Source organism: Micromonospora sp. URMC 105 (assembly GCF_051386295.1).
GTDB lineage: Bacteria > Actinomycetota > Actinomycetes > Mycobacteriales > Micromonosporaceae > Micromonospora.
The window spans coordinates 64,058-83,824 of sequence record NZ_JBPQTL010000006.1 but is presented as its reverse complement, the minus strand read 5'-3'; the positions used below and the strand labels follow the sequence as shown (position 1 = coordinate 83,824).

The window sequence follows — 19,767 nt, the reverse complement described above, 5'->3', positions numbered from 1 at the left end:
GGTCGCGCGGGCGGTGAACCCCGGTCAGGCGGTGAGGCCGTTGGCCTGGCGGATCACGCCGACCAGCTCGTCGATGATCCCGGTCAGGGCGAAGTCCTTCGGGGTGAACACCCGGGCGACCCCGGCGGCGCGCAGCGCCTCGGCGTCCCCGGCGGGGATGATGCCGCCGACCACGACCGGCAGGTCACCGCGCCCGGCCGCCCGCAGCCCGTCGAGCACCGCCGGCACGGCCGCCAGGTGCGAGCCGGAGAGCACCGACAGCCCGACCAGGTCCACGTCCTCCTCGACGGCGGCGGCGACGATCTGCCCGGCGGTGAGCCGGATGCCCTGGTAGACCACCTCGAAGCCGGCGTCGCGGGCGCGTACCGCGATCTGCTCGGCGCCGTTGGAGTGCCCGTCCAGGCCGGGCTTGCCGACCAGCAGCCGCAGCCGGCCGCTGCCCAGCTCCTGCGCGGTGGCGGCGACCCGCTCCCGGACCGCGACCAGGGTGGCGTCCCCGCCGACCCCGGCCGCGCCGGTCAGCCCGGTCGGCGCCCGGTACTCACCGAAGACCTGGCGCAGCGCGCCGGCCCACTCGCCGGTGGTCACCCCGGCCCGCACGCACTCCAGCGTCGCCGGCATCAGGTTCGCCGTGGTCGCGGCGTCCGCCCGCAGCCGGGCCAGTGCCGCGTCGACCGCCGCGTCGTCCCGCCCGGCCCGCCATTCGCGTACGGAGGCGGTGGCGGCCGCCTCGACCGCCGGGTCGACCTGCTCGACGGACTCCGCACCGGCGGCGGTCAGCGGGGACGGCTCGGTCTCGGTGAACCGGTTGACGCCCACCACCACGTCGGCGCCGGACTCGATCCGGCGGCGACGGTCGGCCAGCGAGGCGACCAGCGCGCTCTTGAGGTAGCCGCTCTCCACGGCGGTCACCACGCCGCCCATCTCCAGCACCTTCTCCAGCTCGACGCGGGCCCCGGTGACGATCTCGTCGACCAGCGCGGTCATCACGTGCGAGCCCTCGAACAGGTCCGGGTACTCCAGCAGGTCCGACTCGTACGCGAGCACCTGCTGCATCCGCAGCGACCACTGCTGGTCCCACGGCCGCGGCAGGCCGAGCGCCTCGTTCCAGGCGGGCAGCTGCACCGCGCGGGCCCGGGCGTCCCGGGAGAAGGTGACGCCGAGCATCTCCAGCACGATGCGCTGGATGTTGTTCTCCGGCTGCGCCTCGGTCAGGCCCAGCGAGTTGACCTGTACGCCGTAGCGGAAGCGGCGCTGCTTCGGGTTCTGCACGCCGTAGCGCTCGCGGGTGATCTCGTCCCAGAGCGCGCCGAAGGCGCGCATCTTGGCGATCTCCTCGACGAAGCGCACGCCGGCGTTGACGAAGAACGAGATGCGCTGCACCACGTCGCCCATCCGCTCGGCGGGCACCTGGCCGGAGTCGCGTACCGCGTCGAGCACGGCGACGGCGGTGGCCAGCGCGAAGCCGACCTCCTGCACCGGCGTCGCGCCGGCCTCCTGCAGGTGGTACGAGCAGATGTTCGTCGGGTTCCAGCGGGGCATCTCGCGCAGCGTGTACGCGATGACGTCGGCGGTCAGCCGCAGCGACGCCGCCGGCGGGAAGATGTACGTCCCCCGGGACAGGTACTCCTTGATGATGTCGTTCTGCGTGGTCCCGGCGCAGCGGGACAGCTCCGCGCCCTGCTCCTGGCCGACCGTCCCGTAGAGGGCGAGCAGCCACATCGCCGGCGCGTTGATCGTCATCGAGGTGTTCATCTCGGCCAGCGGGATGCCCTCGAAGAGCGCCCGCATGTCGCCGAGGTGCGCCACCGGCACCCCGACCCGGCCGACCTCGCCGGCGGCGAGTTCGTGGTCCGGGTCGTACCCGGTCTGGGTCGGCAGGTCGAAGGCGACCGACAGGCCGGTCTGGCCCTTGGCCAGGTTGCGGCGGAAGAGCGCGTTGGTGGCCGCGGCGGAGGAGTGCCCGGCGTACGTGCGCATCACCCAGGGGCGGTCGCGCTCCGGCAGTCGGCCCGGGAGTGCCTTCTCGTCCATGGCCGGAGTCTAAGTTACCGTTCAGTAAAACGGGCTGTGGAAAATTACACAGCTCCATGGAGCGGGCAGCCGGGTCGGCCCGGCGCGACATGGCCGACACCACCACACCCCGGGCAGCCGACGCGGCGTCCGAGGTCGCACACTGGACGTCATGGATGACGAGCTCGCGATCTCCGTACGGGGACTGCGCAAGGCGTACGGCGACAACGTCGCGGTGGCGGGGGTCGACCTGGACGTCCGGCGCGGCGAGGTGTTCGCCCTGCTCGGCCCGAACGGCGCGGGCAAGACCACCACGGTGGAGATCCTGGAGGGCTACCGGCAGCGCGACGCCGGCGAGGTCTCGGTGCTGGGCAGCGACCCCGCCCACCCGGCCGCGGACTGGCGCTCCCGGGTCGGCATCGTGCTGCAGGGCACCGGCGAGTTCGACGAGCTGACCGTCGGCGAGGTGGTCCGGCACTTCTCCGGCTTCTACCCCGACGCCGACGACCCGGACAAGGTCGTCGAGCGGGTCGGGCTGGGCGCCAAGGCCAGGGCCCGCACGCACACGCTCTCCGGCGGGCAGAAGCGCCGGCTCGACGTGGCGCTGGGCATCATCGGCCGCCCCGAGCTGCTCTTCCTCGACGAGCCGACCACCGGCTTCGACCCGGAGGCCCGGCGGGAGTTCTGGGAGCTGATCCGGGACCTGGCGGCGGCCGGCACCACCATCGTGCTGACCACGCACTACCTGGACGAGGCCGAGTCGCTCGCCGACCGGGTCGGGGTGATCGCCGGCGGCCGGCTGGTCGAGGTGGCCCCGCCGAACCGGCTGGGCAACCGGCAGGAGTCCCTGACGACCGTCTCCTGGCGTACCCCGGACGGGACGCCGCAGACGGCGCAGAGCGCGACGCCGACGGCCCTGGTGGCGGAGCTGGCCGCGCGCTTCGGCGGCGAGGTTCCCGGCCTGACGGTGACCCGGCCGACCCTGGAAGACGTCTACCTGCGGATGATCGGACACTGATGACGACCACGACGAAGCCGGCCGCCCCGGCCGCCGCGACCGGTGGCCGGCGGATCGGCCCCGGCGCCCTCGCGCTGCGGCAGGGCCGGCTGGAGATCACCCAGTTCCTGCGCAGCCGGGAGTCCGTCGTCTTCACGATGGGCTTCCCGATCATCATGATCCTGATCTTCGCGTCGATCTTCGACGGCACGATCGGCGGCGGGGTGAAGTTCACCCAGTACTTCATCACCGGCATGATCGCGACCGGGCTGATGACGGTGAGCTTCCAGAACCTCGGCATCTGGATCCCCATCGAGCGGGACCGGGGGGTGCTCAAGCGCTACCGGGGCACGCCGATGCCGAAGTGGGTGTGGTTCGCCGGCAAGGTGATCATGGTGGTGGCGATCGGTGTCGCCGAGACGGCGCTGCTGCTGGCCGTCGCCGTGGCGCTGTTCGACCTCGACCTGCCCGGCACCGCCGGGACGTGGTTCACCTTCGGCTGGGTCTCCGTGCTCGGGGTGACCGCCTGCACCCTGTGCGGGATCGCCATCTCCTCCCTGGCCCGCACCGCGCGCAGCGGCTCCGCCGTGGTCACCCCGGTCGCCCTGGTGCTCCAGTTCATCTCCGGGGTGTTCTTCGTCTTCACCGAGCTGCCCGCCTGGATGCAGCAGGTGGCGGCGCTCTTCCCGCTCAAGTGGATGTGCCAGGGACTGCGCGCGGTCTTCCTGCCGGAGAGCTTCGGCGCCCAGGAACCCGGCGGCTCCTTCGAACTGGGCCGGGTCGCCCTGGTGCTGGCGCTGTGGTGCGTGATCGGCCTGGTGCTCTGCCTGACCACCTTCCGCTGGACCACCAAGCGCGACGGCTGACGACGAAGAGGGGGGGGGGGGGCCCCCCCCCCCCCCCCCCCCTCTCGCTGCCCGGGCTCAGTACGTGTAGAAGCCCTTGCCGGTCTTGCGGCCCAGGTCACCGGCGGTGACCATGCGCTGGAGCAGCTCCGGCGGGAAGAACTTCTCGTCGGCGGTGTCGGTGTAGATGTTCTTCGAGGCGTGCAGCAGCACGTCCACGCCGGTCAGGTCGGTGGTGGCCAGCGGGCCCATGGCGTGACCGAAGCCCAGCTTGCAGGCGGTGTCCAGGTCCTCGGCCGACACCACGCCGGACTCGACCAGCTTGACCGCCTCGACGACCAGCGCCGCGATCAGCCGGGTGGTGACGAAACCGGCGATGTCCCGGTTGACCACCACCACGGTCTTGCCGATCCCCTCGGCGAACGCCTTCACCGTCGCCAGCGTCTCGTCGCTGGTCTTGTAGCCCCGGACCAGCTCGCAGAGCTTCATCATCGGCACCGGCGAGAAGAAGTGGGTCCCGACGACCGACTCCGGGCGCTGCGTCACCGCGGCGATCTGGGTGACCGGGATGGCCGAGGTGTTGGTGGCCAGCACCGCGTCGGACTTGCAGATCTTGTCCAGCGCGCGGAACACCTCGTGCTTGATCTCCAGCCGCTCGAAGACCGCCTCGACCACGATGTCCGCGTCGGCCGCCGCCTCCAGGTCCGTGGTCGGGGTGATCCGGCCCAGCGTCGCCTCGACCTCGGACGGGTCGATGCGGCCCTTCTCGGCGAACTTCTCCAGCGACTTCCGGATGCCGTCGACGCCCCGCCCGGTCGCCGCGTCGTCCAGGTCGCGCAGCGTCACCTGCCAGCCCGCCTGCGCCGCCACCTGGGCGATGCCCGAACCCATCAGCCCGGCACCGACGACCGCGAGTCGACCCGCCATCTGCTTCTCCCTCGCTGCGAATGAGTGTCTGTCTGCACCCTAGTCGGCGAGCCTGAACGACGGCTAAGGCCCCGGCCGCGGCGGCGGAGCGCTCAGATGGTGAGGTCCGGCGCCTCCGGTGCGGTCCCCCGCTCCACCTGCACCCCGAGCGCCCGCAGGTCGCCCACGAAGTCCGGGTAGCCGCGGTCGACGTGGTACACGTGGGAGACCTCGGTGACGCCCTGGGCGCAGAGCCCCGCGATGATCAGGCCCGCGCCGGCCCGGATGTCGGTGGCCCGCACCGGGGCGCCGGAGAGGCGGTCCCGGCCCCGTACCACCGCGTGGTGGCCGTCGGTTTTGATGTCCGCACCCAGCCGCATCATCTCGTTGGCGAACATGAACCGGCCGTCGAAGATGTTCTCGGTGATCAGCGAGGCGCCGTGGCTCACCGCGGCCAAGCCGATCGCCATCGGCAGCAGGTCGGTGGCGAAGCCCGGGTACGGCAGGGTGACCACGTCGACGGCGGCGGGCCGGTCGTCGGCGCGTACCCGGAAGGCGTCGCCGCGGGTCTCCACCAGCGCGCCGGCCGAGACCAGCTTGTCCAGCGCGACCTCCAGGTAGGCCGGGTCGACGCCGGTGACGGTGACGTCCCCACGGGTCATCGCGGCCCCGAACGCCCAGGTGCCGGCGACGATCCGGTCCCCCACCGTGGCGTGCCGCACCGGGCGCAGCTCGGGCACCCCGACGATGCGCAGCGTGGAGGTGCCCGCGCCGGAGATCTGCGCGCCCATCTGGTTGGCCATCGTGCAGATGTCGACGATCTCCGGCTCGCGGGCCGCATTGTCGATCACCGTCACGCCCCGGGCCAGCACCGCCGCCATCACCAGGTTCTCGGTGGCCCCGACGCTGGGGAAGTCCAGCACGATCTCCGCGCCGTGCAGGCCGTCCGGCGCCGAGGCGATGACGAAGCCGTGCTCGCCGGAGATGTCCGCACCCATCCGGGTCAGCCCGGAGATGTGCATGTCCAGCCCCCGCGAACCGATCGCGTCCCCGCCGGGGTGGGCCACCCGGACGTACCCGCGGCGGGCCAGCAGCGGGCCCAGCACGCAGATCGACGCGCGCAGCCGGCGGACCAGGTCGTAGTCGGCCTCCGCGCCGGGCTGCTCGGGCACGTCGATGACCACCGAGCGGGACCGGGCCACGCCGCCCCGGGCGACCATCGGGTCGACCGGATCGTCGGCCTCGAACCGCACGCCGCAGCCGAGCCGGCGCAGCACCTCCCCCATGATCGCGATGTCGGTGATCCGGGGGACGTTGGTGATCACGCTGCGCCCCGGGGCGAGCAGCGCGGCCGCCATCAGCTTGAGCGCGGAGTTCTTGGCGCCGACCACGTGCACCGTGCCGGCCAGCCGGGCGTCACCGCCCACCCGGATGACATCGACGTCGTTGACCGCGCAGTCACCGGCCGCGGCGGGACCGGCCCCGCCGGGCCAGCCGAGGCTCTCCTCCGGGCGCGCCGGAATCGTCAGGTCCGGTATCCGTAGGCTGTGCGTCATGGCCGTCCACCTCACGCGCATCTACACCAAGGCCGGCGACGCCGGCATGACCAGGCTGAGCAACAACGAGCAGGTGCCGAAGACCGACCCACGGATCGCCGCGTACGCGGACGTCGACGAGTGCAACGCCGCGATCGGCGTGGCGCTCGCCCTCGGGCAGCTCGACGGGGAGCTCCGGGCGGTGCTGGAGTCGATCCAGAACGACATGTTCGACGTCGGCGCCGATCTGGCGACCCCGGTCGAGCCGGATCCGGCGTACCCGCCGCTGCGGGTCACCGAGGAGTACGTGGAGCGCCTTGAGGGCTGGTGCGACGAGTACAACGCACGCCTGAGCAAGCTCGACTCCTTCATCCTCCCCGGCGGCACCGCTGGCGCGGCGCTGCTGCACGTGGCACGGACGGTCGCCCGGCGCGCCGAACGGGCCGCCTGGGCACTGGTCGCGCACGACCCGGATCGCACCAGCTCCCTTCCGGCAAAGTATCTCAACCGCCTCTCCGATCTGCTGTTCATCCTGTCAAGAACGGCAAATCCGAACGGCGATGTGCTATGGGTGCCGGGCGGCAAGCGCTGAGCATCGGCGCGCTGTCGGGGCGGGCGTACGACCGGCTCGCCCCGGGGCTGAACCACCTCGCGTTCCACGCCGGTCCGCCCGCCGCGGTGGACCGGCTGGTCGCCGCGGCGCCGGCGCACGGCTGGACGCTGCTCTTCCCGGACCGCCACCCGCACGAACGGCACAAGGTGAACAACCGCGCCTGGACGACGCAGCGGGCGGCGTGAAGGATTTCCGGGGAGCCCACCCGCGGAGGGATCAAGCCTGACCGCCCGGAGCGGGTGGGCTCCCCGGAAATCCCGACGGTGAGTGGGGACGGCTCAGGCCGCGGGCCAGTCCTGGGAGGCCAGACGCGGCGAGGCCGCCCCGGGCGGGGCGGCCTCCAGCCAGCTGAGGAATCCGGTGACGGTGGAACGCGCCATGGCGATCTCGACCGGTGCGTGGTGACTGGTACACCGGAGGATCACCCAGTCGGCGGGCATGGAGAGACGCTCCTGCCCCTCGGGCAGGCGCCGCCGCTCCACCACCAGCTCCTTGCGGGAGAGCACCCGCTTCGGGCGCAGGGCGAAACTGAACAGCCGGTACCACCGGAGCTCGTCGCCGACGAATCGCCCGAAGCCGGGCGACCAGCCTCGGCCGTCGAGCACGGTGGTGACCCGGACGCCGAGCCGGATGATGCCGCCGCTACGGGTGACGAGGGCCCGCCGGATGAAGAGGATCAGAGCCGCGGCGAGGAGCACCGCGAAGCCGATTCCGATCCCTTCCAGAATCTCCATCGGCGGGTCGGCTCAGCGCGCCGGAGTGGCCGGGGTGGCGCTCTCGGCGAGGACGGTTACGCCCTCACCGGTCACCGACAGGAAGCCGCCGGCGACGTCGTACGCGACCTGCTGGCCGCCGGCCTGCTTGATGCGGACCTGGCTGGGCTCCGCGAGCTGGCCGAGCAGGGGCGCGTGCCCCGGCAGCACACCCAGCTCACCCTCGGTCGTCCGGGCGACGACCATCTCGGCCTCGCCCGACCAGACCTTCTCCTCGACGGCTACGAGCTCGACGTGAAGCTGCTGTGCCACGCTGTCTCCTTGCTGCGGCGGCGGATTGTCGAAAGTCTAGTCCCGCCGCCGGGAGCGCCCCAACGCGGGTGGCGAGACCTGCGACACCCGCCTGGTGACCCGACGGACCGGGCCGGCGGGAAGCCGGCCCGGCGGTGGCGGGCGGTCACTTGTTGCGGTTACGGAACTCCGGGTGTTCGAGCAGGAACGCGTCCAACTGCTCGTTCTTGAGCGCGGCGAAGAAGTCGTCCGCGACGGGCAGCAGCCGCTCACCCCGGTACGCGCTGCCGGTGCCGATCCCCTCGCCCGGCAGCTTGATCAGCTCGACGTTCTCCGGGCGTACACCCTTGAGGGCGATGGCGAAGTCGACCACGCTGTTGCCCCGGCCGTTGAACGTCAACGACTGACCGGCGGCCCGGATCACCCGGTCCAGCTTGATCGGGTTGGTCACCACGTCGGCGCTGGCCGCCTGCTTGACCATCGCCTTGATGAACTGCTGCTGGTGGCGCTGGCGGCCGTAGTCGCCGTCCGGAACGCCGTTCTTGGGGTAGCGCTGCCGCACGTAGTCCAGCGCCTGCCAGCCGCTCAGGTGCTGGTTGCCCTTCTTGTACTCCGCCTGCGGCCCGATGTAGCCGGGGCCGTTCGGGTTGCCCTTGCGGTGCGTGCCGTCGGGCTCGCGGTGCTCGGACTTCACGTCCCGCTCGATGTACATGTCGACGCCGCCCATCGCGTCGACGATCTTCTGGAAGCCGGTGAAGTTGATGATCGCGCCGGCGTCGAAGCGCTCGATGCCGGTCACCTTCTGCACGGTCTTGGCGAGCAGCTCGAAGCCCTGCGGAGTGCTCGGGTTCTGCCCCTGCACCACGCTGCCGTTCGACATGGCGCCGTTGAGCTTCCCGGTGCCGCCGGGGTAGCCGGCCTTGTCGAACTTCGGGATCTCGACGTACAGGTCGCGCGGCAGGGAGAACAGGTACGCCCGGTCCATCGTCTCGGGCACGTGCAGCACCATGATGGAGTCCGCCAGCGGCCGGTCCTCCGGCTTGCGCGGGTCGGTGCCGACCAGCAGGATGTTGAGCGGGCCCTTCACGTTGCTCTTGCGCTCCTGCGCCCCGGCCGCCTGGTCGCCGAAGAGGTCGGCCTTGCCGACGGCGCCCTCGTACCGGGTCAGCAGCGCCTCGTAGCCGACCAGCACCACGCCGCTGAGCAGCATGAGCACGGCGCCGAAGACGGTGCACATCCTGGCCCACCGAGGCACGCCGGACCACATGGACGGCTTGCCGCCGCCCTTGCCGGCCTTAACCACGCGCTTCTCCATTCGTCGTCACGCCCACGACTTGGAAGACGGGCGGACGCAGCCAAAATGTTGCACCTGATCGACGCCGATTGTCGGGCGCCGCGCTCGAAACGGTACCGCGCCGTCGTGGGAATCGCCGCACCGACAACCGGACACGGGGCACCAGCAGGTCCGCAATGGCCGAAGGCCACCCCGGCGGGCCGGGGTGGCCTTCGTTCGCTGTGACGGAGTTCTCAGCCCTCCGACATCAGTTCCTTCGCCTTGCGCTCCAGGTCCTCGAGACCGCCGCACATGAAGAAGGCCTGCTCGGGGAAGTGGTCGTACTCGCCCTCGCTGATCTTCTTGAACGCCTCGATGGTCTCCGCGATCGGGACCGTCGAGCCCGGCACGCCGGTGAACTGCTCGGCGGCGTAGGTGTTCTGCGACAGGAAGCGCTCGATCCGCCGGGCCCGGGCCACGGTGATCTTGTCTTCCTCGGAGAGCTCCTCGATACCGAGGATGGCGATGATGTCCTGCAGGTCCTTGTAGCGCTGCAGGATCCGCTTCACCTCGGTGGCGACCTGGAAGTGCTCCTGGCCGACGAACTCCGGGGCGAGGATCCGGGACGAGGACGCCAGCGGGTCCACGGCCGGGTAGATGCCCTTGTCGGAGATCGACCGCTCCAGGTTGGTGGTCGCGTCCAGGTGGGCGAACGTGGTGGCCGGCGCCGGGTCGGTGTAGTCGTCGGCGGGCACGTAGATCGCCTGCATCGAGGTGATGGCCTGGCCCCGGACGGAGGTGATCCGCTCCTGGAGCTCGCCCATCTCGTCGGCCAGGGTCGGCTGGTAACCCACGGCGCTCGGCATGCGGCCGAGCAGCGTGGAGACCTCGGAACCGGCCTGCGTGAAGCGGAAGATGTTGTCGATGAAGAGCAGCACCTCCTGCTTCTTCACGTCGCGGAAGTACTCCGCCATGGTCAGCGCGGAGAGCGCCACCCGCAGCCGGGTGCCCGGCGGCTCGTCCATCTGGCCGTAGACCAGCGCGGTCTTGTCGATGACGCCGGACTCGGTCATCTCGGCGATGAGGTCGTTGCCCTCACGGGTGCGCTCACCCACGCCGGCGAAGACCGACGTACCACCGAAGTTCCGGGCGACACGGGTGATCATCTCCTGGATGAGCACCGTCTTGCCCACGCCGGCACCGCCGAACAGGCCGATCTTGCCGCCCTTGACGTACGGGGCGAGCAGGTCGATGACCTTGATGCCGGTCTCCAGCATCTCGGTCTTCGGCTCCAGGTCGGCGAAGGCCGGGGCCTTGCGGTGGATGCCCCACCGGTCGTCCGCCTGGAGGGTCTCGCCCTCGGTCAGGTTGAGGCACTCGCCGATGGCGTTGAAGACGTGGCCCTTGACCGCGTCACCCACCGGCACCGTGATCGGCGAGCCGCTGTCGCGGACCTCCGCGCCACGGACCAGGCCGTCGGTCGGCTGCATCGAGATAGCGCGGACCATGTTGTCACCCAGGTGCTGGGCGACCTCCAGGGTCAGCGTCTTCTCGCCGCCGGAGAGCGTCACGTCGACGTTCAGGGCGTTGAACAGGGCCGGCATGGCGTCACGCGGGAACTCGGCGTCGACGACCGGGCCGATGACCCGGACCACGCGACCCGTGGCCGTCTTGGTCTCTACTGGGGCAGTCATCACACTTCACTTCCCGACGCGGCCAGCGCGTTAGCGCCGCCGACGATCTCGCTGATCTCCTGGGTGATCCCGGCCTGGCGGGCCGAGTTCATCTCGCGCGTGTACTTCTCGATCATCTCTTCGGCGTTGTCGGTGGCGCTCTTCATCGCCCGCCGCCGGGACGCCGACTCGCTCGCCGCCGACTCGATCAACGCCGCGTAGATCCGCGTGTTGATGTACTTCGGCAGCAGCGCGTCGAGCAGCGCCTCCGCCTCCGGCTCGAACTCGTACGCCGGCAGCAGCCCCTCGGACTTCGGCCGATCCTCGACCTGCATGGGGCCGATGATCTTCGCGACCGGCGTCTGGGTCATCAGGCTGTGGAACTCGGTGTAGACGATGTGCAACTCGTCGATCCCGAGCACGCCGTCCGCCCCGGCCTGGCCGTCCGCGTCGTCCGCGCCGGCCGAGAACGCCTTGATCAGCGTCTCGCCCACCTCGCGGGCGTCGGCGAAGGACGGCTGCTCCGAGAAGCCCGTCCAGTTCGCCGCCATCTCCCGGTCGCGGAACCGGTAGAACCCGACGCCCTTGCGGCCGATGACGTAGAGCACCGGGTCCTTGCCGTCGGCCTTGAGCCGGGCGATCAGCGACTCCGCAGTCCTGATCGCGTTGGAGCTGTAACCACCGGCCAGGCCGCGGTCGCTGGTGACCAGCAGCACGCCCGCCCGCCGCACCCGCTCACGCGGGGTGAGCAGCGGGTGGTCGATCCGCGCGTTGGACGCCAGCGCCGTGAGGACGCCGGTGATGGCCTGGGCGTACGGCAGGGACGCCTCCACCCGGGCCTGGGCCTTGGCGATCCGGCTCGTCGCCACGAGCTCCATCGCCTTGGTGATCTTCTTCATCGACTTCGCCGAGCGGATCCGTTGACGAAGAACGCGAACCTGGGCCGCCATGGGATCAGCTCTCGGCCGGGCGGTCGGTCTGGCCGTCGCGGAAGCGGGTCACCGTCTCGCGGTTCTCCTCGCCCTCGAGCGGCGCGGCCGGGGCCTCGTTGATCCGGCGCTCGTCCTCCTTGCCCAGGAAGACCTGCTTGAACTCGGCGATGGCCGAGTCCAGCGACGAGATGATGTCGTCGTTCCACTGGTTGTCGGCGATTGCGGCCAGCACACCCTCGTGCTTGTGCCGCAGGTACTGGAGGAACTCGGCCTCGAAGCGACGGACCTCGCCGACCGGGATGTCGTCCAGCTTGCCCTCGACGCCGGCCCAGACCGAGACGACCTGCTCCTGCACCGGGTACGGCGAGTAGTTCGGCTGCTTGAGCAGCTCGACCAGGCGGGAACCGCGGTTGAGCTGGTTCTGCGAGGCCCGGTCCAGGTCGGAGGCGAAGGCGGCGAACGCCTCCAGCTCGCGGTACTGGGCCAGGTTGAGCCGCAGCGAGCCGGCGACCTTCTTCATCGGCTTCACCTGCGCGGCGCCACCGACCCGGGAGACCGAGGTACCGACGTTGATCGCCGGCCGGACGCCCTGGTTGAACAGGTCGGTCTCCAGGAAGATCTGGCCGTCGGTGATCGAGATGACGTTGGTCGGGATGAAGGCCGAGATGTCGTTGGCCTTCGTCTCGATGATCGGCAGACCGGTCATCGAGCCGCCACCCAGCTCGTCGGAGAGCTTCGCGCAGCGCTCCAGCAGACGCGAGTGCAGGTAGAAGACGTCACCCGGGTAGGCCTCGCGGCCCGGCGGACGGCGCAGCAGCAGCGACACGGCCCGGTACGCCTCGGCCTGCTTGCTCAGGTCGTCGAAGACGATCAGGACGTGCTTGCCGCCGTACATCCAGTGCTGCCCGATGGACGAGCCGGTGTACGGGGCGAGGTACTTGAAGCCGGCCGGGTCGGAGGCCGGGGAGGCGACGATGGTGGTGTACTCCATCGCGCCCGCCTCCTCCAGGATGCCCTTGATGCCGGCGATCGTGGAGGCCTTCTGGCCGATGGCGACGTAGATGCAGCGGACCTGCTTCTTCGGGTCGCCGGTGCGCCAGTTGTCCCGCTGGTTGAGGATGGTGTCCAGGGCGACCGTGGTCTTACCGGTCTTCCGGTCACCGATGATCAGCTGACGCTGGCCCCGACCGACCGGGGTCATGGCGTCGATCGCCTTGATACCGGTCTGCAGCGGCTCGTCGACGGACTGCCGGGACATCACGTTCGGGGCCTGGAGCTCCAGCTCGCGGAAGCCCTCGTTGGCGATGTCACCGAGCCCGTCGATCGGCTGGCCGAGCGCGTCGACCACGCGACCGAGGAAGGCGTCGCCGACCGGCACGGAGAGCACCCGGCCGGTGCGCTTGACGCGCTGCCCCTCCTCCAGCTTGGCGGAGTCACCGAGAACGACGACACCGATCTCCCGGACGTCGAGGTTCAGCGCCACGCCGAGCGTGCCGTCCTCGAACTCCAGGAGCTCGTTGGTCATGGTCGAGGGCAGGCCCTCGACGTGGGCGATGCCGTCGCCGGTGTCGGCGACGGTGCCGACCTCCTCGCGGGAGACGTCGGACGAGTAGGAGGAGACGTAGCGCTCCAGGGCGCCGCGGATCTCCTCCGTCGAGATGGTCAGCTCGGCCATCCTCTGCTTCCTTAAGTATCAGGGTCCCGGGATACCTAGTACCGACCGGTCCGAATGGCGTCGATCAGGGGCTGCGAGACGCTGGTCAGCGCTTCGCGAGCGCGTTGCGGGTCTCGTTGAGGCGGCGCAGGACGGTGCCGTCGTACAGGTCGGAGCCGACCTGGACGCTCACCCCACCGAGCACCTCCGGGTTGACCGTCTGCTTGACGGAAACCTCTCGACCGTACATCGCGGAGAGGCGGGCACCCAGGCGTCGCTCCTCCTCGTCACTCAGGGGGGCCGCTACGGTGACGTACGCCACCTGACGGTCCCGCCGCTCGGCGGCCAGCTCGACCAGCCGAGTGAGCGATCCGGTGAAGGAGCGCCCGCCGAAGCCGGAGAGCGCCACCTCGATGAGGCGGACGGTGGCCAGCCGGGCCTTGCCGGCCAGCAGGTCACCGACCAGGACGCCCCGCCGGTCCATCGGGACCGCCGGGTTCGACAGCACCGCGGAGAGCTCGGGCTGGCCGGCGACGACCTGCCCGAAGCGGAACAGCTCGTCCTCGACCTCACCCAGGTCACCGGCGGCGTCGACGCTGGCCAGCACGGCCTCCACGCCGAGCCGCTCGGCGCCGTCGAGCAGTTCCGACGGCGCCGACCAGCGACCGGAGACCATCGTGGCGAGCAGGTCGAGCGCCCCCTCGCCGATCTTGCCCCGCAGCATCTCGCCGAGCAGACCGGCGCGGTCCGCCCGGGACCGGGCGGGGTCCGAGAGGGCCCGCCGCAGCCGGGGCTCCCGCCGAAGCAGGCCGGCGACGGCGAGCAGGTCGTTCGCGGTGTGGGCCACCGCGACCGGGTCGGCACTGCGCGCGTACGCGTCGAGGTGCTCGGCCGCGACCTTGTACGACTCCCGGCTGGCGGCCTGCATCAGCGGGCCCCCGCGCTCTCGAGACCGCTCAGGAACCGGTCGACGGTGCCCTTGCGACGAGCCTCGTCGGCGAGGGACTCCCCGACGATCTTGCTGGCCAGGTCCACCGCGATCGTGCCGACCTCGGTGCGCAGCTCGCGCACGATGGTGGCCCGCTCGGCGGCGAGCTGCTCCTTGCCGGCCGCGATGATCCGGTCGGACTCCTCCCGCGCCTTGGCGAGGATGTCCTGACGGATGCCCTCCGCGTCGGCCCGGGCGTCGTCCCGGATCTTGGCGGCGTCGGTGCGCGCCTCGGCGAGCTGCGCGCGGTACTGCTCGAGGAGCTGGTTGGCCTCGGCCTGGGCGGCCTCGGCGCGCTTGATGCCACCCTCGATCGCGTCGACCCGCGCCTGGAACGTCTGCTCCATGCGGGGGAAGACGAACTTCATCAGCACGAAGCAGAGCACGGCAAAGGCGACCGTCCCGACCACGAGCTCCTGCCACAGCGGGACGATCGGGTTGTGGGCCGTTTCACCACCTTCGGCGGCGAGCAGGTGGTACATGGTTACCTCCCGGTCAACAGGGGTGGATCAGGCGCCAGCCCAGATGAAGCCGAAGGCGATACCCAGCAGCGCGAGCGCCTCGATGACGGCGAAGCCGATCCAGACGTACGGCAGGGTCATCCGGGACGACTCCGGCTGGCGGGCGGTCGACTGGATGTAGGCGGCGAAGACCAGGCCGACGCCGATGCCCGGGCCGATGGCGGCGAGGCCGTAGCCGATGGCGGCGGTGCTGCCCTCTACCGCGGCGAGAACGCTAGCGTCCATTGGTGTGGTTCCTCCTGGTTATCACGCGTGACTCTCACGCGGGACGACAACGGTTGGTGCGAAGTGGATCAGTGCTCGTCGGCGAGCGCGCCCTGCACGTAGCTGGCGGTCAGCACCGTGAAGACGTACGCCTGCAGGACGATCACCAGGAACTCGAGGAAGGTCAGGGCGATGGTCATCACCCAGGACAGCACCGAGACCGGGGCCAGCCAGGTGTTGGCGCTGAGCATCGCGAAGCCGCCGAGCGTGAAGACCAGCAGGAGCATGTGGCCGGCGAACATGTTCGCGAAGAGACGGACGGCCAGCGAGAACGGCCGGACGAGGAAGGTCGAGAAGAACTCGATCGGGATCAGCAGCGGCAGGATGTACCAGGGCGCCGGCGGGATCAGCGAATTCTTGATGAACTTGCCCGCGCCGTGGTGCTTGATGCCCGCGTAGATGAAGAGCACGTAGCTGATCACCGCGAGGATCGCCGGGAAGGCGATGTGCGAGTTCGGCGAGATCTGGAAGCCCGGCAGGATCGCGAAGAAGTTGGTCAGCAGGATGAAGCAGAACAGCGTGGTGAAGTACGGCGCGAACCGCACCCCCGCGTGCCCGATCATGTCGACCGCGATGTTGTTCCGCACGAAGCCGTAGATCGACTCGGCGAACCACTGCTTCTTCGTCGGGACCAGCTGCGGCTTCCGGTAGCTGGCCAGGAAGAAGATGATCAGGACGCCGACGGCGATCCAGACCATCGCAGTGATCTTCGTGAACCAGTACGAGTCGTGCGCACCCCAGGGCAGGATGCTGGGCAGGTAGAAGTCCTCCACACTGGGTGGGAATGCCGCCTGGCCCGCTGCCAGGACGTTCGCCTGTCCGAACACCGCGTCCCTTCCTAAGTAGGCGTGCCGAGTCGGCGGACGACCAGGATGATTCCCCCGGCCATGCCGAGCACGACGCCGATCCCGGTGGCGATGCCGCCGGAGTCGAGCCACTGGTCGACCAGCCAGCCGATGAATCCCCAGAAGACCATGCCCGTGATGAGGTATCCGAGCGCGGTCCAACCCTGGCCGGCACCGGACGGAACGTCGCCTGAGCCGCCATTGGGTTGGGGGGTTTGGTCACCAGCCATGACGGGGCGAACGATATCAGCCGGGAAGACGAGGCTGTGCCTCACCCCCCGCACAACCGTCGTTGTGTGGGCCGTTGGCAGGTCGCGTCGTCTGGAGGCACGCTACTCCCCTTCCGCCGGTCAGAAAATGACCGGAGGTGGACAGTCGCGCGCGGCGTCCGCCAGGTGAGACGCCGCCACGACGTGACCACGGTCGGTGTGCGGCCGGACCGTCAGCCGGACACGCCCCGCTGGTGCACCCTGGTCAGCCACCAGATGTGCACCCCGGTCCAGACCGCCACGCCCGCCGCGATGCCGAGGCAGAGCGGGATCAGCCCGTCCCAGCCGGTCGAGGCCACGGCCACCATCACCACGCCGAGCAGGGTGAACTTGGCGGCGTACAGGCCGAGCCCGAACGGGAGCACCAGCTGCGGGTTGACCGCGTCGGCCCAGGCCAGCACCACCGTGGTCAGGGTGAAGCTGGCCGCCGCCACGGCCACCCCGGCGGCGGCGCCCAGCGCCGCGTCGCCCCCGCCGGTCACCCCGCCGACCAGGGCGGCCACCGCGCCCAGCAGCGCCGAGGCGAGCAGCAGCACCGGCAGGTGGCGCAGTCGCCAGCGCCGGTCCGCGGCCGCTTCCGGCGCGCGCACCCCGGGCTCAGCCACGGGGGTACGCCGGGAAGGCGGCGACCAGCTCGGCGACCTCGCCGGCGATCCCGGCGAGCGTGTCGGCGCCCTGCGGTGCGGCCGGGTCGGTGCGGACCGCGCGGGCGATCAGCGAGGCGACCTGGCGCATCTCCGGCACGCCCATGCCCTGGGTGGTGACGCTCGGCGTGCCGACCCGGATGCCGGAGGCGACCATCGGCTTCTGCGGGTCGTACGGGATGGCGTTCTTGTTCAGCGTGATCGCCGCAGCGTCGCAGCGGGCCTCGGCCTCGGCGCCGGTCACCCCGGTCTCGCGCAGGTCGACCAGGGCCAGGTGGGTGTCGGTGCCGCCGGAGACCGGGCGCATCCCCTCGGCGGCCAGCCCGGCGGCGAGCGCCCGGGAGTTCTCCACCACCTGCGTCGCGTAGGCCCGGAATTCGGGCTGCGCGGCCTCGCGCAGCGCGACCGCCTTGGCCGCGACGGCGTGCATCAGCGGGCCGCCCTGGGTGAACGGGAAGACCGCCTTGTCGATCCGGGCGGCCAGCGACTCCCGGCAGAGGATCATGCCGCCGCGCGGGCCGCGCAGCACCTTGTGGGTGGTGAAGCAGACGACGTCGGCGTACGGCACCGGCGACGGGATCGCCTGACCGGCGACCAGCCCGATGAAGTGCGCGGCGTCCACCATCAGGTACGCGTCGACCTCGTCGGCGATCTCCCGGAACCGGGCGAAGTCGATCAGCCGGGGGTACGCGGTCGCCCCACAGATGATCATCTTGGGCCGGTGCGCCAGGGCGAGGTCGCGGACCTCGTCGTAGTCGATCAGCTCGGTGTCCCGCCGGACGGTGTAGCCGACGGTGTGGAACCACTTGCCGGAGAAGTTCACCCGGCTGCCGTGGGTGAGGTGCCCGCCGTGCGGCAGGTCCATCGCCAGCACCGTGTCGCCGGGCTGCACCAGCGCGGCGTACGCGGCGAGGTTCGCGCCGGCCCCGGAGTGCGGTTGGAGGTTGGCGTGCTCGGCGCCGAAGAGCTCCTTGGCCCGGGCGATGCCGATCTCCTCGGCCCGGTCGACCTCGGCGCAGCCGCCGTAGTAGCGCCGGCCCGGATAGCCCTCCGCGTACTTGTTGGTCAGCGTCGAGCCGAGCGCCGCGAGCACCGCCGGGGAGGTGAGGTTCTCGCTGGCGATCAGCTGCAGGCCGCCGCGCAGCCGGTCGAGCTCACCCAGCACCACCCCGGCGATCTCCGGGTCGACGGTGCTGAGCTGCTGGAAGTCCGGCCCCCAGAAGGTGTTGCTCGCGTTCTCCACAGCGAAGGAGTCTATGGGGCCGCACACTGGAAGCCGTGAGATGCCTCGTCACGGGAGCCACGGGTTACATCGGCGGGCGGCTCGCGCCCCGGCTGCTGGCCGAGGGGTACGAGGTGCGCTGCCTGGCCCGCAAGGCCGGGCGGCTGCGCGACGTGCCCTGGGCGGCGCAGGCCGAGGTGGTCGAGGGCGATCTGCGCCGGCCGGAGACGCTGACCGCCGCGTTCGCGGGCGTCGACGTCGCGTACTACCTGGTGCACTCGCTCGGGCAGGCCGACTTCGAGACGGCCGACCGGGAGGCCGCGACCCACTTCGCCGAGGCGGCCGCCGCAGCCGGCGTACGCCGGATCGTCTACCTCGGCGGCCCCGAGCCGAAGGAGGACGGCGGGGTCCCCTCGCCGCACCTGCGGTCCCGGGCGGAGGTGGCGCGGATCCTGCTCGCCAGCGGCGTGCCCACGGTGGTGCTGCGGGCCGCCGTGATCATCGGATCGGGCTCGGCCTCGTTCGAGATGCTGCGCTACCTCACCGAGCGGCTGCCGGCGATGGTCACCCCGCGCTGGGTGCGCAACCGGATCCAGCCGATCGCGGTCCGCGACGTGCTGCGCTACCTGGTCGGCTGCGCGACCCTGCCGCCCGAGGTGGACCGCTCCTTCGACATCGCCGGCCCGGACGTGCTCACCTTCGAGGAGATGATGCAGCGCTACGCCCGGGTGGCCGGGCTGCGCCGCCGGGTCATCCTGCGGGTACGGCCGCTGACGCCGTCGCTCTCCTCGTACTGGGTGGGGCTGGTCACCCCGGTGCCGAACAAGATCGCCCGACCGCTGGTGGAGAGCCTGGTCCACGAGGCGGTGGCGCGCGAGCACGACATCGCCCGGTACCTGCCCGACCCGCCGGACGGGCTGGCCGGCTTCGACCAGGCCGTCGCGCTGGCGCTGGCCAAGGTGCGCGACGCCCAGGTGGAGACCCGGTGGTCCACCGCGAGCGGTCCGGACGCGCCGGCCGAGCCGCTGCCCAGCGACCCGAAGTGGTCCGGCGGCACGGTCTACACCGACCTGCGGGAACGCGAGGTCGCCGCCCCGGCGACCGCGCTCTGGCGGGTGATCGAGGGGGTCGGCGGCGAGCACGGCTGGTACTCGTTCCCGCTGGCCTGGTCGATCCGGGGCTGGCTGGACCGGCTCATCGGCGGGGTCGGGCTGCGCCGCGGCCGGCGGGACCCGCACCGCCTCCAGGTCGGCGAGGCGCTGGACTTCTGGCGGGTCGAGGAGATCGTGCCGGGCGAACTGCTGCGGCTGCGGGCCGAGATGCGGCTGCCCGGCCGGGCCTGGCTGGAGATGCGCGCCGAGCCCACCGCCGACGGCCGCAGCCGGTACGTGCAGCGCGCCGTCTTCCTCCCCCGCGGCCTGGCCGGACACGCCTACTGGGGCTCGGTGGCCCCGTTCCACGCCGTCGTCTTCGGCGGCATGGCCCGCAACATCGCGCGCGGCGCCGAACACGCCCGCTGAGCCGCTCCGGCAGGGTCGGTTGCGGTCGCGGTGCCCAATCCGGGGCCGG

21 protein-coding genes are annotated in these 19,767 nt (G+C 71.2%); 5 read left to right on the top strand and 16 right to left on the bottom strand.

The window, feature by feature from the left end; genetic code table 11:
• Positions 1-24: 24 nt before the first annotated feature.
• The gene (locus ACSNN7_RS04040) at positions 25-2,034 is read right to left on the bottom strand and encodes a protein meaA (RefSeq protein ID WP_436679200.1); all 2,010 of its coding nucleotides are present in this window, start codon (positions 2,032-2,034) and stop codon (positions 25-27) included.
• A 151-nt stretch (positions 2,035-2,185) separates the two neighbouring features.
• Here ACSNN7_RS04040 and ACSNN7_RS04035 point away from each other — a divergent pair, with 151 nt between their 5' ends.
• Both ACSNN7_RS04035 and ACSNN7_RS04030 read left to right on the top strand, forming a co-directional pair.
• Complete coding sequence (locus ACSNN7_RS04035; RefSeq protein ID WP_436679198.1) at positions 2,186-3,031, top strand: ABC transporter ATP-binding protein; 846 nt, start codon at positions 2,186-2,188, stop codon at positions 3,029-3,031.
• On the top strand, positions 3,031-3,876 hold the full coding sequence (locus ACSNN7_RS04030; RefSeq protein ID WP_436679197.1) for an ABC transporter permease: 846 nt from the start codon (positions 3,031-3,033) through the stop codon (positions 3,874-3,876). The genes ACSNN7_RS04035 and ACSNN7_RS04030 overlap by 1 nt, the downstream gene beginning before the upstream one ends.
• A gap of 57 nt (positions 3,877-3,933) precedes the next feature.
• Here the strand turns inward: ACSNN7_RS04030 and ACSNN7_RS04025 are convergent, their stop codons facing one another.
• Positions 3,934-4,782, bottom strand: coding sequence for a 3-hydroxyacyl-CoA dehydrogenase family protein (locus ACSNN7_RS04025; protein WP_436679195.1), 849 nt, complete (start codon positions 4,780-4,782; stop codon positions 3,934-3,936).
• A gap of 92 nt (positions 4,783-4,874) precedes the next feature.
• Positions 4,875-6,317, bottom strand: a complete 1,443-nt coding sequence (gene murA, locus ACSNN7_RS04020) for a UDP-N-acetylglucosamine 1-carboxyvinyltransferase (RefSeq protein WP_436679194.1) — start codon at positions 6,315-6,317, stop codon at positions 4,875-4,877.
• On the opposite strand from murA, the gene ACSNN7_RS04015 reads away from it, so the two are divergent.
• Together ACSNN7_RS04015 and ACSNN7_RS04010 are read left to right on the top strand one after the other, a co-directional pair.
• Entirely contained in the window at positions 6,316-6,888 is a 573-nt protein-coding gene (locus ACSNN7_RS04015) for a cob(I)yrinic acid a,c-diamide adenosyltransferase (RefSeq protein ID WP_436679192.1), read from the top strand. The genes murA and ACSNN7_RS04015 overlap by 2 nt on opposite strands.
• The gene (locus tag ACSNN7_RS04010; protein ID WP_436679191.1) at positions 6,864-7,094 is read left to right on the top strand and encodes a hypothetical protein; all 231 of its coding nucleotides are present in this window, start codon (positions 6,864-6,866) and stop codon (positions 7,092-7,094) included. The genes ACSNN7_RS04015 and ACSNN7_RS04010 overlap by 25 nt, the downstream gene beginning before the upstream one ends.
• A 93-nt stretch (positions 7,095-7,187) precedes the next feature.
• Here the strand turns inward: ACSNN7_RS04010 and ACSNN7_RS04005 are convergent, their stop codons facing one another.
• From ACSNN7_RS04005 to glyA, 13 genes are all read right to left on the bottom strand, one after another.
• Complete coding sequence (locus ACSNN7_RS04005) at positions 7,188-7,643, bottom strand: DUF2550 domain-containing protein (protein ID WP_436679190.1); 456 nt, start codon at positions 7,641-7,643, stop codon at positions 7,188-7,190.
• A 12-nt stretch (positions 7,644-7,655) separates the two neighbouring features.
• On the bottom strand, positions 7,656-7,934 hold the full coding sequence (locus ACSNN7_RS04000) for a F0F1 ATP synthase subunit epsilon (protein WP_089012816.1): 279 nt from the start codon (positions 7,932-7,934) through the stop codon (positions 7,656-7,658).
• Positions 7,935-8,079: 145 nt separating this feature from the next.
• Positions 8,080-9,228 carry an LCP family protein gene (locus tag ACSNN7_RS03995; RefSeq protein ID WP_436679188.1) on the bottom strand — a complete coding sequence of 383 codons (1,149 nt, stop codon included), beginning with the start codon at positions 9,226-9,228 and terminating at the stop codon, positions 8,080-8,082.
• A gap of 212 nt (positions 9,229-9,440) precedes the next feature.
• Positions 9,441-10,880: a F0F1 ATP synthase subunit beta gene (gene atpD / locus ACSNN7_RS03990; RefSeq protein WP_436679187.1), complete on the bottom strand. Its 1,440-nt coding sequence runs from the start codon at positions 10,878-10,880 to the stop codon at positions 9,441-9,443.
• Positions 10,880-11,809, bottom strand: a complete 930-nt coding sequence (locus ACSNN7_RS03985) for a F0F1 ATP synthase subunit gamma (RefSeq protein WP_436679185.1) — start codon at positions 11,807-11,809, stop codon at positions 10,880-10,882. Before ACSNN7_RS03985 ends, atpD begins: the two co-directional genes overlap by 1 nt.
• Before the next feature lie 4 nt (positions 11,810-11,813).
• A complete protein-coding gene (gene atpA / locus ACSNN7_RS03980) occupies positions 11,814-13,466 on the bottom strand; it encodes a F0F1 ATP synthase subunit alpha (RefSeq protein ID WP_436679184.1) in 1,653 nt (550 codons plus the stop codon).
• A gap of 85 nt (positions 13,467-13,551) precedes the next feature.
• Positions 13,552-14,373, bottom strand: coding sequence for a F0F1 ATP synthase subunit delta (locus tag ACSNN7_RS03975; protein WP_436679182.1), 822 nt, complete (start codon positions 14,371-14,373; stop codon positions 13,552-13,554).
• A complete protein-coding gene (locus ACSNN7_RS03970) occupies positions 14,373-14,915 on the bottom strand; it encodes a F0F1 ATP synthase subunit B (protein ID WP_088960569.1) in 543 nt (180 codons plus the stop codon). The genes ACSNN7_RS03975 and ACSNN7_RS03970 overlap by 1 nt, the downstream gene beginning before the upstream one ends.
• Positions 14,916-14,942: 27 nt before the next feature.
• Positions 14,943-15,179, bottom strand: coding sequence for a F0F1 ATP synthase subunit C (locus ACSNN7_RS03965; RefSeq protein WP_088960568.1), 237 nt, complete (start codon positions 15,177-15,179; stop codon positions 14,943-14,945).
• A 68-nt stretch (positions 15,180-15,247) separates the two neighbouring features.
• A complete protein-coding gene (gene atpB, locus ACSNN7_RS03960) occupies positions 15,248-16,045 on the bottom strand; it encodes a F0F1 ATP synthase subunit A (RefSeq protein ID WP_334448954.1) in 798 nt (265 codons plus the stop codon).
• Positions 16,046-16,056: 11 nt separating this feature from the next.
• A complete protein-coding gene (locus tag ACSNN7_RS03955; protein ID WP_334448956.1) occupies positions 16,057-16,293 on the bottom strand; it encodes an AtpZ/AtpI family protein in 237 nt (78 codons plus the stop codon).
• A 212-nt stretch (positions 16,294-16,505) separates the two neighbouring features.
• Positions 16,506-16,937, bottom strand: coding sequence for a hypothetical protein (locus ACSNN7_RS03950; protein ID WP_436679179.1), 432 nt, complete (start codon positions 16,935-16,937; stop codon positions 16,506-16,508).
• Positions 16,930-18,219, bottom strand: coding sequence for a serine hydroxymethyltransferase (glyA, locus tag ACSNN7_RS03945; RefSeq protein WP_436679178.1), 1,290 nt, complete (start codon positions 18,217-18,219; stop codon positions 16,930-16,932). Before glyA ends, ACSNN7_RS03950 begins: the two co-directional genes overlap by 8 nt.
• 35 nt (positions 18,220-18,254) lie before the next feature.
• Here glyA and ACSNN7_RS03940 point away from each other — a divergent pair, with 35 nt between their 5' ends.
• On the top strand, positions 18,255-19,718 hold the full coding sequence (locus ACSNN7_RS03940) for an SDR family oxidoreductase (protein WP_436679177.1): 1,464 nt from the start codon (positions 18,255-18,257) through the stop codon (positions 19,716-19,718).
• Positions 19,719-19,767 lie beyond the last annotated feature (49 nt).